The 16,295-nt window shown below is 31.8% G+C and carries 15 protein-coding genes; 14 read left to right on the plus strand and 1 reads right to left on the minus strand.

The genetic code is table 11. From position 1 onward, the window contains the following. Window positions 1-8 precede the first annotated feature (8 nt). From A5893_RS13935 to A5893_RS13975, 10 genes are all read left to right on the plus strand, one after another. Window positions 9-1,391: an NADH-quinone oxidoreductase subunit N gene (locus A5893_RS13935; protein WP_068823202.1), complete on the plus strand. Its 1,383-nt coding sequence runs from the start codon at window positions 9-11 to the stop codon at window positions 1,389-1,391. A 52-nt stretch (window positions 1,392-1,443) separates the two neighbouring features. Further along, window positions 1,444-2,109, plus strand: a complete 666-nt coding sequence (locus A5893_RS13940) for a DedA family protein (protein ID WP_068823203.1) — start codon at window positions 1,444-1,446, stop codon at window positions 2,107-2,109. Continuing rightward, window positions 2,099-2,647 (plus strand): inorganic diphosphatase, encoded by a 549-nt coding sequence (locus A5893_RS13945; protein WP_068823204.1) that lies wholly within the window; start codon window positions 2,099-2,101, stop codon window positions 2,645-2,647. Before A5893_RS13940 ends, A5893_RS13945 begins: the two co-directional genes overlap by 11 nt. Beyond that, window positions 2,647-3,834 (plus strand): hemolysin family protein, encoded by a 1,188-nt coding sequence (locus A5893_RS13950; protein WP_449421121.1) that lies wholly within the window; start codon window positions 2,647-2,649, stop codon window positions 3,832-3,834. The genes A5893_RS13945 and A5893_RS13950 overlap by 1 nt, the downstream gene beginning before the upstream one ends. Beyond that, window positions 3,795-3,986, plus strand: coding sequence for a transporter associated domain-containing protein (locus tag A5893_RS18350; protein ID WP_449421122.1), 192 nt, complete (start codon window positions 3,795-3,797; stop codon window positions 3,984-3,986). Before A5893_RS13950 ends, A5893_RS18350 begins: the two co-directional genes overlap by 40 nt. A gap of 3 nt (window positions 3,987-3,989) precedes the next feature. Then, on the plus strand, window positions 3,990-4,691 hold the full coding sequence (locus A5893_RS13955; protein WP_068823205.1) for a 16S rRNA (uracil(1498)-N(3))-methyltransferase: 702 nt from the start codon (window positions 3,990-3,992) through the stop codon (window positions 4,689-4,691). Continuing rightward, the gene (locus A5893_RS13960; protein WP_082911451.1) at window positions 4,688-5,431 is read left to right on the plus strand and encodes a DUF4159 domain-containing protein; all 744 of its coding nucleotides are present in this window, start codon (window positions 4,688-4,690) and stop codon (window positions 5,429-5,431) included. Before A5893_RS13955 ends, A5893_RS13960 begins: the two co-directional genes overlap by 4 nt. A 2-nt stretch (window positions 5,432-5,433) precedes the next feature. Then, on the plus strand, window positions 5,434-5,934 hold the full coding sequence (locus tag A5893_RS13965; RefSeq protein WP_068823206.1) for an acetyl-CoA carboxylase biotin carboxyl carrier protein subunit: 501 nt from the start codon (window positions 5,434-5,436) through the stop codon (window positions 5,932-5,934). 111 nt (window positions 5,935-6,045) lie between these two features. Further along, window positions 6,046-9,042 carry a SusC/RagA family TonB-linked outer membrane protein gene (locus tag A5893_RS13970; protein WP_068823207.1) on the plus strand — a complete coding sequence of 999 codons (2,997 nt, stop codon included), beginning with the start codon at window positions 6,046-6,048 and terminating at the stop codon, window positions 9,040-9,042. 13 nt (window positions 9,043-9,055) lie between these two features. After that, window positions 9,056-10,441, plus strand: a complete 1,386-nt coding sequence (locus A5893_RS13975) for a RagB/SusD family nutrient uptake outer membrane protein (protein ID WP_068823208.1) — start codon at window positions 9,056-9,058, stop codon at window positions 10,439-10,441. 303 nt (window positions 10,442-10,744) lie between these two features. Here the strand turns inward: A5893_RS13975 and A5893_RS17565 are convergent, their stop codons facing one another. Further along, the gene (locus A5893_RS17565; protein ID WP_094336733.1) at window positions 10,745-10,903 is read right to left on the minus strand and encodes a FeoB-associated Cys-rich membrane protein; all 159 of its coding nucleotides are present in this window, start codon (window positions 10,901-10,903) and stop codon (window positions 10,745-10,747) included. A 120-nt stretch (window positions 10,904-11,023) separates the two neighbouring features. Here A5893_RS17565 and typA point away from each other — a divergent pair, with 120 nt between their 5' ends. From typA to A5893_RS13995, 4 genes are all read left to right on the plus strand, one after another. After that, window positions 11,024-12,835 carry a translational GTPase TypA gene (typA, locus tag A5893_RS13980; protein WP_068823209.1) on the plus strand — a complete coding sequence of 604 codons (1,812 nt, stop codon included), beginning with the start codon at window positions 11,024-11,026 and terminating at the stop codon, window positions 12,833-12,835. Window positions 12,836-12,945: 110 nt separating this feature from the next. Next, window positions 12,946-13,644, plus strand: coding sequence for an FkbM family methyltransferase (locus tag A5893_RS13985; protein ID WP_068823210.1), 699 nt, complete (start codon window positions 12,946-12,948; stop codon window positions 13,642-13,644). Further along, window positions 13,641-14,807, plus strand: a complete 1,167-nt coding sequence (locus A5893_RS13990) for a hypothetical protein (protein ID WP_068823211.1) — start codon at window positions 13,641-13,643, stop codon at window positions 14,805-14,807. Before A5893_RS13985 ends, A5893_RS13990 begins: the two co-directional genes overlap by 4 nt. A 3-nt stretch (window positions 14,808-14,810) precedes the next feature. Further along, on the plus strand, window positions 14,811-16,295 hold the full coding sequence (locus tag A5893_RS13995) for a lipopolysaccharide biosynthesis protein (protein ID WP_068823212.1): 1,485 nt from the start codon (window positions 14,811-14,813) through the stop codon (window positions 16,293-16,295).

Below are 16,295 nucleotides of genomic sequence, written 5' to 3' on the forward strand. Positions count from 1 at the left end.
ACAAAAGAATGAATTCTTTAATAGTTATATCAATTTTAGCAATCGTAGTTCTTTATCTAGGATTATTTAAAGCAAAAAATGCAGTATTGCCGGTAACCATTATAGGGTTAATTGCAGCATTGGTGTTATCTATTATGGAGTGGAATAGTGGAGCAGCGCCAATATATAGTGGTATGATGTTGTTTGATAACTTTGCGGTTGCATTCTCTAGCCTAACCATCGTTTCTACCATCCTTATTCTATTATTATCAAAAAATTATTTTGAAAAGATTAGTGAAAACGTAGCTGAGTATTATACTATTATTCTTTTTGCCCTTGCGGGGATAGTTGTCATGGTTTCTTATCATAATATGGCGATGTTATTTGTAGGGTTAGAAATCATGTCTGTTAGTTTATACATCTTGGCAGGGATTAAAAAGCGTGATTTTGCATCTAATGAAGCAGCGTTGAAATACTTTTTAATGGGTGCTTTCTCTACAGGTTTTTTGCTTTTTGGGATTACCTTAATTTATGGAGCCTCTCATTCTTTTGATTTAGAAGTCATCAAGCAATATGTAATTAACAGGCCAACAGGTATTGATCCTATGTTTTATGTAGGTATTCTGTTAATGATTATTGGTTTATCTTTCAAAATTGGTGCTGCACCTTTTCATTTTTGGACACCAGATGTTTATGAAGGTTCTCCAACTCTAATTACAGTATTTATGTCTACAGTAGTGAAGACTGCTGGTTTTGCAGCTTTCTTAAGGTTATTCTCTGTTTGCTTTGCGCCATTAGCAGAAGATTTTTGGATGCCAACTTTATTGGTCATTACCATCTTGACATTATTTATTGGAAATATCACCGCATTATATCAAACCAACTTTAAAAGGATGTTGGCATATTCTAGTATTTCACACGCTGGCTATATGTTATTTGCAATTGTAGCATTAGGTGCAACCTCTACCAACTCAGTATTTATATATGCTGCCGCTTATTCAATTGCTTCAATTATTGCTTTTGGCGTACTAATTTTGGTGAAAGAACAAACAGGCGGAGAGAATTTTAACAACTTTAATGGCTTAGGTAAAAAGAATCCTTTTTTAGCCTTTGTACTAACTATTTCTATGCTGTCATTAGCAGGAATTCCTTTAACTGCCGGATTTATTGGTAAGTTTTTTATGTTCTCTACAGCATTAGCGCAATATCACATTTGGCTGATTGTGTTTGCAATTATTAATGCGGTAATTGGCATCTTCTATTATTTTAAGGTGATTGCAGCTATGTATTTTAAAGATACAGAAAGAAAAGAATTAACCTCTACTCCCTATTATAAAATCGTATTGAGTGTTTCTGCTATTGTAACAATCATTTTAGGAATATACCCTTCGTTAATTACAGATTTGTTTTAAATTCTTGATGCATTATAAATTGCAATAATATTTGTAGTTTTATAAGATAGCTATGCATGAATTCTGGGAGAATATAACAAAGTTAGCCGATGCGCAACAGATCATTCATAAAGGAGGATTCTATTTAATTTTATTTGTAGTCTTTGCTGAGACTGGATTATTTTTTGGTTTTTTTTTACCAGGGGATTATCTATTATTTTTAGCTGGACTTTTTGTAGCAACCGGAAGATTAGATGTTGGCATTGCGACCATGATTTTAGGCTTGATTATTGCCGCTTTTGCTGGAAACTTTGTGGGTTATTGGTTTGGTTATCGTACTGGCCCGATTCTTTACAAAAGAAAGGATTCTTTCTTTTTTAAGCAGAAATATTTAAAAGCCGCAGAGGCTTACTATAATAAACAAGGAGCATTTGCTTTAATAATGGGTAGATTTGTCCCAATTGTACGTACATTTGCTCCAATATTTGCCGGTGTTGTAAAATTAGATTCCAGAAAATTCGCATTATATAATTTAATTGGCGCAGTTTTATGGATTGGTTCTTTAACCTTATTAGGGTATTTTTTAGGTAAAGAATTTGAAAGACAAATAGAAAAATATCTAGCTTATATAATTATTGGTTTTGTTTTAATCACAACAATACCATTAATAATTGCTTTTTTAAAAAGGAACATAACTACTAAAAACGAAAACAATCATTCAGAATTAAATGATAGATAATAATAATCACCCGTGGCATTCCATATCTCCAGGCGTAAACTCACCAGAATCTGTTACAGCAATAATAGAAATTCCAAAAGGATCAAAAGCTAAATATGAAATTGATAAGGACACTGGTCTTTTAAGATTGGATAGAATTTTGTTTTCTTCTGTAATGTACCCTGCTAATTATGGTTTTATTCCACAAACTTATTGTGATGATCATGATCCATTAGATATATTAGTTCTATGTTCAGCGGATGTTTACCCAATGTCTATGATTGAGGCAAAGGTGATTGGTGTAATGCACATGGTTGATAATGGGGAACAGGATGATAAAATCATTGCGGTAGCAAAAAATGATATGTCTGTTAATTATATTGAAGACTTAAAAGAATTGCCTCCACATACAATGAAAGAAATTGTAAGATTTTTTCAAGATTATAAAGCTTTAGAAGAGAAAAATGTAACTATCGAGCACTTGCTTGGTAAAAAGTATGCTTATAAAGTAATTGAAGAAAGTATAGAATTGTATAATAAAACTTATAGAGATAAATAATGGACCCCCACCCCGAAATTAGTACTTTAAGTATTTTATTTACTATATTTTTAGTTCTTTTAAACGGCTTTTTTGTAGCGGCCGAATTTGCTATTGTTAAAGTTAGGGGCTCCCAAATAGAAATTAAAGCCAAAACTGGCAGTAAGGTTGCCCAAATTGCGAAACATATGACCACTCATTTAGATGGTTATTTGGCAGCAACACAGCTTGGTATAACCCTAGCCTCTTTAGGCTTAGGTTGGGTAGGTGAAAGAGTAATGTCAAGCTTGGTGGCAAATGTTTTTAGTTTCATAAATCTTCCTATATCTGCAAGTTTAACAGAAACATTAGGTCTTATTTTTGCTTTTACCATTATAACTGTTTTACATATTGTTTTTGGGGAATTGGCACCAAAAACCTTGGCAATTCAAAAACCGGTAGCAACTACTATGGCTATCGCACTTCCTTTACAGTTCGTTTACATCGTTTTTAAACCTTTTATTTATGTTTTAAACGGTTTTGCAAACGTTATTTTAAAACTGATTGGAATTGATTCTACAAACGCACATGAATCCATTCACTCATCAGAAGAATTGCAATATCTTTTAGAGCAGGGAAAAGAATCCGGTGCAATTGATAAAGCTGAGCATGAGCTAATTAAGAACGTTTTTGATTTTAATGAGCGAGTAGTAAAGAATATTATGGTTCCAAGAACCAAGATATCTGCTATAGAATTAATGTCAACTCAAGAAGAATTATTAGAATGTATTATTTCTGAAGGCTATTCTAGAATACCAGTTTATGAAGATACCATCGATAAAATTGTTGGTATAGTTCACGCTAAAGATATTTTATCGCTTATTGTAAAACACGGTCAGTTTAATTTGAATGATATTTTAAGAAAACCTCTTTTTGTACCAGAATCTAAAAAAATAAATGATTTAATGGCAGAATTGAAGTTAAAACGCATTCAAATCGCTATTGTATTGGATGAGTTTGGTGGTACCGCGGGTATGGTAACTTTAGAGGATATTGTAGAAGAATTGGTGGGCGATATACAAGATGAGTATGATGAAGAAAAACCTTTGGTAGAAAAGATTTCTGATAACGAATTTATTATCACATCATCCGCAACAGTTTATGACGTAAATGAGCATTTACTCATGATTTGCCAGAGGATGAAGATTACGATACCATTGCTGGTTTGATAAGTGAAATTTTTGGGAAAATACCAGAAGTAGGAGAAACTAAAGATTTTAACGGTTACACTTTTACTATCCTAAAAAAAGTAGGTCAAAACATAGAATCTGTTAAGCTTCAATTGCTTTTAGAAAAAGAAGAACAGATAGATAATCATTAAATTATGCATCTTTTTTATACACCTGATATACAATCAAAAACTTATCAGCTAGATGAAGAGGAAAGCAAACACTGCATTAAAGTTTTACGTTTAAAAAACGGCGATCAAGTCAACTTGATTGATGGCAAAGGCGGATTCTATTTGGCTGAAATTATTGATGAACATCCAAAAAGAACCATTTTAAATATCATTGATACAAAACTGGAATTTGGCAAAAGAAACCACTACCTACATATTGCAATAGCGCCTACAAAAAACATTGATCGTTTTGAATGGTTTTTAGAAAAAGCAACTGAGATTGGCATTGATGAAATTACCCCAATTATTTGCGATAGATCAGAAAGGAAAGAAATCAAATTAGATCGTTCTAATAAAATAATTACTTCTGCAATTAAGCAATCTTTAAAAGCTTACCATCCTTATCTCAACAATTATATCTCTTTCAAAACGTTTATTTCTCAGGCTTCCGCCGATTTAAAATTCATAGCTCATTGCGAGGAAAATAAAAAATCAGCGATAGCAGATGCTTTTAAACCTCAACAAAAATATTTAATTTTAATTGGTCCTGAAGGTGATTTTTCTCCTTCAGAAATAGACCTCGCTTTACAAAATGGTTTTGTCCCCATAACTTTAGGTGAAAGCAGATTAAGAACGGAAACCGCAGCTTTAGAAGCTTGTTTCGAGATAAATTATTTTAATAGATGATTGAGTTAAAAGTTAAAAGTAAAGAGTTTAAAGCTAATAGAAAAGCTTCAAAACAAGAGATATGGTTTAGAACTAAGAGTCTAAATTTTTTTCTCATTTTAGGGCTTTCCACTTTTTACTTTCTACTTTCTACTTCATTTTCATCAACCTATAAAATCGCAAAACTAAAATATAATGGTGGGGGAGATTGGTATGCAAACAGAACAGCAATCCCTAATCTTATAGATTTTTGTAATAAAAATTTAGGCACCAATATTTCTACCGAAGAGGGTTTAGTAGAAATTGGCAGCAGCGATTTATATAATTATCCTTTTGTTTATTTAACGGGACATGGTAATGTTATTTTTACTGATCAAGAAGCTAAAAATCTAAGAAATTATTTAATTGGCGGTGGTTTTTTGCATATTGATGATAATTATGGCTTGGATAAATTTATCCGCCCACAAATGAAAAAAGTTTTTCCAGAATTAGATTTTGTAGAATTACCACCAAGTCATCCTATATTTCATCAAAAATTTGATTTCCCAAATGGATTACCAAAAATTCATGAACACGATGGAAAACGTCCGCAAGGTTTTGCTTTAGTTTATAAAGGAAAAGTAGTTTGTTTCTATGATTATGAATGTGACTTAGGAAATGGCTGGGAAGATTTAGGCACTTATCCGGATGATTCACAATCGAAAAGAATAGAAGCTTTAAAAATGGGTGCTAATCTTGTACAATATGCATTAACTCAATAAATATGTTTAAGATAAAAGTGAATAACAATTTCGATTTTGAGACAACTATTAAAAATGAGGTGATCAATTTAAATGGGAACGATTTAAGTTTAGATATGGTAAATCTTGGAAATAATAAATTCCATATCATAAAAAACAATAAATCTTACACCGCCGAATTAGTTGATAAAAATTTAGCTGAGAAAACTTTTAAGATTAAGGTAAATAATAATATTTACGATATTAAAGCTAAAGATCAATATGATGAATTATTAAAGGATTTAGGTTTAGAAAATCTGAATGCAATTAAGCTTAAAGAGATAAAAGCCCCCATGCCTGGTTTAGTCTTGAAAATTTTAATTAATGAAGGTGATGAGGTAAGAAAGGGTGAAAATCTATTTATTTTAGAAGCTATGAAGATGGAAAACATGATAAAAGCACCTGCAGATATTATAATTAAAAAATTGTATATAAAATCTGGGGATAAAGTAGAGAAAAATCAGATTTTAGTAGTTTTAAATTGAATTAATCATATAAAAATATAAATAATCACACAAATAGTATAAAATTTAAGCCTAAATGGTGTTATTTTCATAATTAATTTATACTTTAGTTTTTTAACTAAACAAAATTATATGAAAAAATTATTACTAAGCTATTTTTTAATGTGCTTTTTAATGGTTACGGTATTGTATGCTCAAAACAAAACTATAACTGGAAAAGTAACATCCGCTACTGATGGAGCTCCACTACCAGGAGTAAGTGTTTCCGTAAAAGGGAATACTTCGATAGGCTCTCAAACCGATGCAAGTGGAAATTTTAAACTTTCTGTTCCATCCACTGCTAAAACTTTAGTATTTCGCTATATCGGCTTTAAAGAAATAGAACTTCCTGTTTCTACAACAGTTAATGTAAAGTTAGCCGAAGATTTAAAAGCGTTGTCAGAGGTAGTTGTTGTGGGTTATGGAACGCAAAACAAACAAGATTTAACAGGTTCTGTATCTAGAGTTACTTCTAAAGAATTTGCAGACCAGCCTATTTCAACCTTTGAAACTGCTTTACAAGGTAGAGCTGCCGGTGTATTTATAAATTCTGGATCAGGTAAGTTGGGGCAAGGTTTAACCATCAGAGTTAGAGGTATTTCTTCTATATCTGCAGGACAGGACCCTCTTTATGTTATTGATGGACAGCCAGTTGTGTCTCAAGCTTTAGGTAGTGCTACTGAGCCGGATAATCCATTAGCCTCAATTGCTCCAGAAGATATTGAATCTATAGAAATATTAAAAGATGCTGCAGCGGCATCAATTTACGGTGCAAGAGCCTCAAATGGTGTCGTCTTGGTTACTACTAAATCAGGGAAAGCTGGCAAAACCAAAGTTAATTTTACATATTTTACAGGAATCAGTAACCCAACCTACAGGGGTGATTTTTTGAACTCTGCTGAATACAGACAATTATTTACAGAAGCGATAAAAAATTCTTCATTAAATGGAGTCGGTTGGAATACAGATGATGCTGAAGATGCTTGGTTGCAGTATGGGGCTGGAACAGATGATTGGTCTAAGGATTATGATACAAAATGGACGGATTTATCTTTTCAAGATGGTGGAATATCACAATACAATATTTCTGTAAATGGTGGTGATGCTAAAACTAGATTTTTTATAAGTGGAGGGTATAATGACCAAACAGGTATCTTGATAGGTAATTCTTTTAATAGGTCTAATGGAAGACTTAATGTTGATCATTCTGTAAGTAATAAATTTAAAATAGGAACTAATATATCTATAGCCAAAACTAAAAATAATAGAGTTTCAAGTGATAATGCTTTTACTAATCCGTTACAATTAAATGCTATTCCACCTATTCAAAGAGCTAGACTAGATGACGGAGAATTAAGTGACGAAACTTTATATTATAACAATTTAATTGATTTAGAAAAGGCAACAGCTATTTCTTCTCAGCTTAGATCAATTAGTAATTTCAATGCTAAATATAATTTTTCATCAGATTTATCAATTACTGGTGATTTGGGGTTTGACATTACACAATTGGACGAAGAAAATTATAATGGTAAAGAAACACTAGATGGAGCACCTACAGGTTTAGGATTTACACGTCAAGTAAACTCTAGTTCTTATAATACTAACATTTATTTGAGCTATTTAAAATCTTTTGGCAAACACAATATTGATTTGGTAGGGGGAAATTCTTTCCAAACAACTACTTTAAAAACGGGGTCATCAACTGGTATTGGATTTCCGAATGATAAGTTTACTAAAATTGCAAGTGCGGCAATTGTTAGTGGAGGTTCTTCAACCGAAACTGGTTATAGCTTTTTGTCTTATTTTGCTAGAGGTAATTATAAGTTTAATAACAAATATATTGTTGGAGCATCAGGAAGAATTGATGGTTCTTCAAGATTTGGTAAAAATAATAGATATGGTTTTTTCCCTTCCGTATCTGCTGGTTGGATTATATCAGAAGAAAATTTTATAAAATCTATCTCTAAAATTAGTTTCTTGAAACTTAGAGCTAGCTATGGATTAACAGGAAACTCAGAAATAGGAAACTTTCCTTCTTTAACATTGTATTCTGCCCTTCCATATGCCGATAAGGCGGGTATTGTACCATCTCAAATTGGAGTCGATGATTTGAAATGGGAAAAAAGTAAAAAATTAGATTTTGGGTTAGATTTTGGATTTTTCAACAATAGAATATCTGGAGAATTTGATTATTTTAATAATCAAACAGAAGATTTATTATTGAGCTTTCCTTTACCTGCAATCAATGGTTTTACCTCTATAGTTAGGAATGTTGGTAAATTAGAAAATAAAGGACTAGAGTTTACTTTAACAACAAACAACTTAGTTGGTAAATTTAAATGGTCCACTAGTTTCAACATCTCAACTTACAAAAACAAAATTTTAGCAACCGATGGTTCAATAATTAATGGCGGTTCTAGGCAGCTAGGTAGAATAGCAGAAGGTAATGCTTATGGATATTTTTATGGACCAAAATATGCTGGAGTGGATCCTGCAAATGGAGATGCATTGTTCTTTAATGAAGACGGAACCACTGCAAATGATTCTGACTGGGATGGTTATGAACAAGAAGTAGGTGATCCAAACCCGGAATTTTATGGTGGTTTTGGTAACACTTTCTCATATAAAGGATTTGATCTAAATATTCAATCACAGTTTGTTTATGGTAATGATTTATATAATATAGCAGGATTTTTCCAATCTGTCAATGGTGATTATTATGACAATCAAACAAGAGACCAATTAAATTATTGGACCCCTACTAATACAATCACAAATATTCCTCAACCAAGATTTCTAGATGGTAATGGAGCTTTTAAATCAAGTAGATGGGTACAAGACGGATCTTATTTCAGAGTAAAAAGCGTTGTATTGGGTTATAAAATTCCTTCAAATATATTATCTAAGTTAAAAGTTGATAATGCAAGAGTTTATATATCCGGTCAAAACCTTTTAACTTTTACTAATTATAAAGGGTATGATCCAGAAGTGAATGCAACTTATACTGGAAGAGTAAACTTGGGCCATGATTTCTATACACCGCCACAAGCTAGAACTATAACATTTGGTGTTAATTTTGGATTTTAATTATTAGATTATTATGAAAGCAAATTATATAAACAAAATTATTTTAGCAGTATTACTTTTTGGGCTAGTTTCTTGCGATAGTGAGCTTAACTTTGAACCTCGACAAAGTATTGATGCAACAACAGCATTAGAAACAGCACAAGATATAGAAAGTGCTGTTGTTGGTGCATATGCGATTATGGGCGGTGGCTCACTTTATGGAACAAATTTAAATGTTGTACCAGAACTTTTGGCCTCTGACACATATTTTTCATGGTTTGGTACTTTTCAAAGTTACCGTCAAATAGCATTAAAAACTATGGATGCTAATAATGCAGAAGCCTCTAGAACCTGGATAAATGCTTATAGAGCCATAAATGTGGCAAACACTATTCTTGCTAACATAGATAAAATAAGTGCAGGTGCTACAAAAGATAGATTAACAGGTGAAGCATATTTTATTAGAGGTTCTATGTTCTTTGAATTAGTTAGATTATATGGGTTACCTTTTTCGGCTGGAAATACTACAACTAATTTGGGGGTTCCTATTAACCTTATAGCTACAACTGACGATAAATTAGCTTCATCTCTAGGTGCTAGAAAAACTGTTGCCGAGGTTTATACGCAAGTGATTGCAGATTTGAATCAAGCAGTTACATTGATCCCTAACAGTAATCCAACAAGAGCGACAAAATTTTCCGCTCTTGCAATGTTATCAAGAGTATATTTGCAACAGGGTAATTATACTGCAGCTAGAGCTGCCGCTGATAATGTAATAACTAATAGTGGAAAATCATTAACAGGAACAGTAGGTGCCCCATTTTTAAATAAAAATTCATCAGAAAGTTTATTTGAAATACAACAAAATGATCAAAATAATGCCGGTACGTCAAATGATGGATTAGCCACATTTTATGCAAGTTTACAAGGTATTGGAAGGGCTGATATCAGAATTTTAGCTTCATTTAGAAATTTATACGAAGCTACTGATAAGAGACGTTCTGACTTGATATATTCTGCAGTAGGTGCCCGAGCAGGTTCAACAAGATATCATACTGGTAAATGGATTGCCTTCGGATCAAACATTCTTGTTATTCGCTTATCTGAAATGTATTTGACAAGGGCAGAATGTAATCTTAGACTTTCACTTCCTTTTGTTGGTGATTCTCCTACAAATGATTATAATTTAGTTAGAAATAGAGCAGGCGCAACACCGGCTTTACTAGTTTCTTCTGTTCAGACAATTTTAAACGAAAGAGTTTTAGAACTAGCATTTGAAGGTTCAAGAATTCATGATTTGAAACGAGTTAAAGTTTCTACGGGTACTTTTCCATACGATAGTCCAAAACTTGTTCTACCAATTCCTCGTAGAGAAATTGATGCAAATGCTTCTTTGATTCAAAATCCTGGTTATAATTAAATCTAATTTTAAAAAGCTGCAATTTTTATAATTGCAGCTTTTTATTTAATAATTAAATTCTTTAGTATTTAATGTAGACGATTTATAATCTACAAGCTATAAACTAAATAATAAAATATATAAAATCAGGGAAGTGTTTTATTCACAAAGCATTCAATTAGAAATGAAATTAGTTCGGCTGAAGTTTACGTTACCTGTCAGATTTAAAACTCCCCAATTACTTGTTTCCCCTTTTAGGGCGTTCCTTAAAGATTTAAAGAAAACATAATACACATTATCGCCATATAAAACGTTGTGTGTATGTTAATTTTTATCGGGCTCAATTTTAGAAAAATCCACACCGCATTTACCGCAACCGCTAGCACAACCATTTTTAGCTTTTAAACTACTATAAATGATTTTGCCGATGTAAAAAACAGCTCCCAAAAATAATACGAATACGATAATTATTTGAATATTCATGATACAATCAAAACTAAGGAATTATTAAATTATCATAGTCATTTTAAATTCAAATGATTAAGGTGCAATTTTTATTAATTAAAACCTTACCTTTGCAAAAATTTTTTAGAGCTATTTTGAATGCAAAAGATTAGAAATATAGCGATTATCGCCCACGTTGACCACGGTAAAACAACCTTGGTTGATAAAATTTTACACTCTTGTTCTATCTTTAGAGATAATGAAACTGCGGGTGAATTAATACTTGATAATAACGATTTGGAACGTGAACGTGGTATTACCATCGTTTCTAAAAACGTTTCAGTGATGTACAAAGATGTTAAGATCAACATTATTGACACTCCTGGTCACGCCGATTTTGGTGGTGAGGTAGAGCGTGTATTAAAAATGGCTGATGGTGTTTTGATTTTATGTGATGCTTTTGAAGGCGCAATGCCTCAAACTCGTTTTGTAACGCAAAAGGCTTTGGCTTTAGGTTTAAAACCGATTGTTGTTGTTAATAAAGTAGATAAAGAAAACTGTCGTCCAGAAGAAGTTTACGAGCAAATTTTCGAATTGTTCTTCAACTTAGAAGCTACAGAAGATCAATTAGATTTTCAAGTTATCTACGGCTCATCAAAACAAGGATGGATGAGTACAGATTGGAAAAAGCCAACTGAAGATATTTTCCCTTTGATGGATGCCATTTTAGAGAATATCCCACCTGCACCAATACAAGAAGGTACTTTACAAATGCAAATTACTTCGTTAGATTATTCTTCTTTCGTAGGTCGTATTGCAATTGGTAGGGTTGCCCGTGGAACTATCAAAGAAAATATGCCAGTTTCTTTGGTTAAAAGAGATGGTAAAATCGTAAAATCAAGAATTAAAGAATTATATACTTTTGAAGGTTTAGGAAAAGTTAAAGTTTCTGAAGTTTCATCAGGAGATATTTGTGCTGTTGTAGGAATTGATGGTTTTGATATTGGCGATACCATTGCTGATTTTGATAAACCGGAACAATTAGAAGTAATTAGCATTGATGAGCCAACAATGAATATGTTGTTTACCATCAATAACTCTCCTTTCTTTGGTAAAGAAGGTAAATTTGTTACTTCACAACGCTTACGCGAGCGTTTGAATAAAGAGTTAGAAAAAAATCTAGCTTTACGATTAGTAGAAACTGACTCTCCGGATTCTTATTTGGTTTACGGTCGTGGTATTCTTCACTTATCGGTTTTAATAGAAACTATGCGTCGTGAAGGTTACGAAATGCAAGTTGGCCAACCACAGGTAATTATTAAAGTTATTGATGGAGTTAAATGTGAGCCTATAGAAACTTTAATTGTGGATGTTCCTGGTGAGGTTTCTGGTAAAGTTATCGAATTAGTAACCCAACGTAAAGGCGAGTTATTGATTATGGAGCCTAAGGGCGATTTACAACATTTAGAATTTGATATTCCTGCTCGTGGAATTATCGGTTTACGTAATAACGTTTTAACTGCAACTGCAGGTGAAGCAATTATGGCTCACCGTTTTAAAGCTTATGAGCCTTGGAAAGGCACAATTCCTGGACGTGGTAATGGGGTTTTAATCTCTATGGATAAAGGGATGACAACTGCTTATGCAATTGATAAATTACAAGATAGAGGTCGTTTCTTTGTTGATCCAGGAGTTGATATTTACGAAGGTCAGATTTTGGGTGAGCACATCCGTGATACTGATTTGGTAATTAATGTAACCAAAGGAAAGCAATTAACTAACATGAGAGCTTCTGGAACTGATGATAATACTCGTATTTCACCAGCTATTAAATTCTCTTTAGAAGAATGTATGGAATACATACAAGCTGATGAATACATTGAAGTTACACCATTGAGCATCCGTTTACGTAAGATTTACTTAACCGAGCAAGAACGTAAGGTTAAAGGAAAGTCTTTAGTAAACCAATAAAATTTGTTCAATTGATATTCAAAAATCCCCACTTGAAAAAGTGGGGATTTTTTTGTTAAAGAGATTCCTGTTTTAAGTGTTAAATCAATAAGTTTGATAAATTTTTTAAAATGATAAAATTCATTCAGGATATATTTTATAAAATGGGCGTAATTATAAAATTGGTACGTCCCGAAAATAATAAATGGTTGCAAAATAGAAACCTTGATTACGTTTTAGATATTGGAGCCAACGTAGGTCAATATGCCAATCTTGTTCATGAAATTTTACCGACTGCAAAAATCATTTCTTTTGAACCTATTAAAGCTTGTTTCGATGAGTTAGTAGAAAACACAAAATGCATCAATGTTAAGACTTTAAACTGTGCTTTAGGTGATGTTAATGAACAACAAGAAATCAATATTAGCGCCCATACTCCAAGCTCTTCTTTATTAAACATGGCGGATTTACATACAGAAGTTTTTGCCGGAACAGATTATGTAAAAAAAGAATCAATTACAGTTAGAAGGTTAGATGATGTTTTTCCAGAATTAAATATTAGTGGGAAATTTATGGTAAAGGTTGATGTGCAAGGTTTTGAGGATAGAGTGATTAAAGGCGGATTAGAAACCTTAAAAATAGCAGATAGTGTTTTAATTGAAACTTCTTTTGAAGAATTATATAAAGATCAATTATTGTTTGATGGAATCTATCAATTATTGATTGGCATCGGATACGTTTTTCAAGGAAATTATACTCAAACTTTTAATAAAGAGGACGGTAGGATTTTATATGCTGAATCTTTTTTTATCAATACTGCTAAAAATTGAAAATTGGAATCATAGAAATATGTGAAGCTAATCATTATACGGCTGTTGAAGCTTTAGCAATTACTTATTCTTTAAAATCCGAAAATCAAGTTTGCATTTATACTCTAAAAAGTTTAAAAATCCCGCTTTCATTCTCCCAAAAAAACATTGAAATAGCTTTTGATAATAGTGGAGAGTTAATCGAAGATTATTTGAAAAGGATTGACAATGACGGCTTTGATCAGATTCACATTAATACCATTTCTAAATATTATAAAGAATTTGCCTCTGTTAACTGGCAATCAAAAGTTGTTTTAACAGTTCATAATATTGATGCCTATTTTGATAATTCGTTTGACAAACAAATTGATTTATTAAAATATCGATTAAATAGAGCTTCGATACAAAAAATAAAAACCAGTTTTTATTTACCGATTAAATATTTCTTCAAGGAATTAAAAAGGCAAAAACAAAGAGATTTGATAATCAAGAATTTAAAAGCCAAAGGCGATAAAGTTTTGATTTATAGCGATGCGCAAAAAGTATACTTGCAAAAGTTTATTGATGCTTCAAAAGTTATCGTTTTTCCATTTTGTATCCATCAATCTAGTAAAGATTTATCGCAAACAAATCAAAAACTAAGAATTTGTATTCCCGGTTCTGTTGATAATGAAAGAAGAGATTATGTTGGTTTCTTTGAGGTTCTGAAACAGAACATTTCCTTCTTAAAAGGTAAAATAGCTATTGATTTATTAGGATACATCCCTAAGAATAATCAGTTTTTAATCCCATTGATAAAAGAATTAGAAATTTTAGGAATCCAGTTTTTTTATCAAGCCAACTTTTTAAAAGCTGATGAATTTGAACTGCGTTTAAATACTTGCGATATTATCCTAGGTAACTTAAAAGTTAACCTCAACAACCAAAGTAAATACGGTGAAACAAAAGAAACGGGAGTGATTTTTAACATGATTAAAGCTGCAAAACCTGGGATTTTTCCATCAGATTATATTGTTCCTGAAGATTTGAAAGAAATCTGTTTGAATTATGATGAAGATATTTATCCTATTTTAAAAAATTTAATAGAAGATAATTCTTTAGTTAAAGATTTAAAAGAAAAGGCTAAACTTGCAGTTAAGGCTTATGAGCCAGAAAACTTATATCAAAAACTTGTTCAAGATTAAAAAATGAACCTATTAAAAAAGCAAGGTTTTTTCAACAGCATTACCCTTTATATAGGGACTGCTTTGGGCTTTTTTAATCTAATAATTCTTTTTCAAAGGATTTTAACGGCAGAACAGATAGGTTTTTTTGTTTTAATAACCTCTGTTTCTTTGCTTTACACTCAATTAGCCGCAATCGGTTTTAGTAGTGCAATTACTCGTTATTTTCCTTTTTTTAAAACTGATGATAGAAAACACAATGGTTTCCCGCTTTATGTTTTTAAGATTACGCTTATTGGTTTTTTGGCTGTAACCGTATGCTATATTTTTGGGAAAGAATTTATCCAAAATTATAACAACAAGGATAAAGGCGCCTCCCTTTTTTATAGCTACTACTATTATATTATTCCGATTGCGTTATTTACGCTTTGGTATAACTTGGCAGAAACATTTGCCCGAACCACTTTTCATAATATTTTACCTTCATTTTTAAGAGAAGTTTTATTAAAAGTAATGACCGCCTTAGCTGTGGTTTTAGTTTATTTTAATTGGATAAATTATGATCAATTTGTTTATTGGTACGTATTATCAAATGGACTTATTTTATTGCTTTTATTATTTTATCTAAAAAAACTCGACTTAATTAGGTTTAATAAGGTTACTGAAAAAGTAAGGGAACAATCTCCAGAAATGATAAAATATGGCTTATATGCCATGTTGGCTGGAGGTTCTTTTGCTATGATACAAAACATCGATACTCTGTTACTTAAGGTTTTCTCAAGCGAAGCGATGGTAGGTTATTATGGTACTTTTTTTGGGATGGCTTTGGTAATTAATTTGCCAGCAAAGGCTTTAAATACAACGTCTTACCAAATTATTGCAGATGCCTGGAAAACAGAGGATTTAGTTAAAATCAACAAGATTTACCACAAAACTTCCTTAGTGCAATTTCTATTAGGTTGTTTGTTATTGATAGGATTAATCGCCAACTGGCAAAACATTTTGGTAATGCTTAAAAAACCAGAATATGTAAATTATTACGATGTTTTTATTGTTCTCGGACTAGGATTTCTGTTCGATATTACTGGCGGTTTAAATGGTGCAATTATCAGTTTTTCTAAAAACTATAAACTGACGATGTATATTCTGGTAACTGCGGCATTCATTTGCGTTGGATTAAATGTTTTGCTGATTCCTAAATTTGGGATGTTAGGAGCAGCTATTTCATACTCAGCAACCATGTTATTGTTGAATTTTTCTTATTGGGCATTTCTTGCGTATCGCTACAAACTGCAGCCTTTTAATATTCAATTTTTAAAGTTATTGGTAATTTCTATTGTTGTTTTGATAATTGGTTTGCTGCTGCCTTATCTCAATAATTTCTTTATTGATGTTCCCGTTCGTTCTTTGTTGATGTTATTTATTTATAGCATTTTGATTTACTACTTTAAAATATCTCATGATATTAACGAGTTTATAAATCAAATCATCAATAAAATAAAATTCTAG

The sequence above is a fragment of the Pedobacter psychrophilus genome (assembly GCF_001652725.1).
Classification (GTDB): Bacteria; Bacteroidota; Bacteroidia; order Sphingobacteriales; family Sphingobacteriaceae; genus Pseudopedobacter; species Pseudopedobacter psychrophilus.

Coding starts and splice junctions, on each gene's coding strand:
- A5893_RS13965 (WP_068823206.1), top strand. CDS start 5,434: ATGTTTAAGATAAAAGTGAATAACAATTTCGATTTTGAGACAACTATT.
- A5893_RS13935 (WP_068823202.1), top strand. CDS start 9: ATGAATTCTTTAATAGTTATATCAATTTTAGCAATCGTAGTTCTTTAT.
- typA (WP_068823209.1), top strand. CDS start 11,024: ATGCAAAAGATTAGAAATATAGCGATTATCGCCCACGTTGACCACGGT.
- A5893_RS13985 (WP_068823210.1), top strand. CDS start 12,946: ATGATAAAATTCATTCAGGATATATTTTATAAAATGGGCGTAATTATA.
- A5893_RS13945 (WP_068823204.1), top strand. CDS start 2,099: ATGATAGATAATAATAATCACCCGTGGCATTCCATATCTCCAGGCGTA.
- A5893_RS13940 (WP_068823203.1), top strand. CDS start 1,444: ATGCATGAATTCTGGGAGAATATAACAAAGTTAGCCGATGCGCAACAG.
- A5893_RS13960 (WP_082911451.1), top strand. CDS start 4,688: ATGATTGAGTTAAAAGTTAAAAGTAAAGAGTTTAAAGCTAATAGAAAA.
- A5893_RS13970 (WP_068823207.1), top strand. CDS start 6,046: ATGAAAAAATTATTACTAAGCTATTTTTTAATGTGCTTTTTAATGGTT.
- A5893_RS13995 (WP_068823212.1), top strand. CDS start 14,811: ATGAACCTATTAAAAAAGCAAGGTTTTTTCAACAGCATTACCCTTTAT.
- A5893_RS13950 (WP_449421121.1), top strand. CDS start 2,647: ATGGACCCCCACCCCGAAATTAGTACTTTAAGTATTTTATTTACTATA.
- A5893_RS17565 (WP_094336733.1), bottom strand. CDS start 10,903: ATGAATATTCAAATAATTATCGTATTCGTATTATTTTTGGGAGCTGTT.
- A5893_RS13975 (WP_068823208.1), top strand. CDS start 9,056: ATGAAAGCAAATTATATAAACAAAATTATTTTAGCAGTATTACTTTTT.
- A5893_RS13955 (WP_068823205.1), top strand. CDS start 3,990: ATGCATCTTTTTTATACACCTGATATACAATCAAAAACTTATCAGCTA.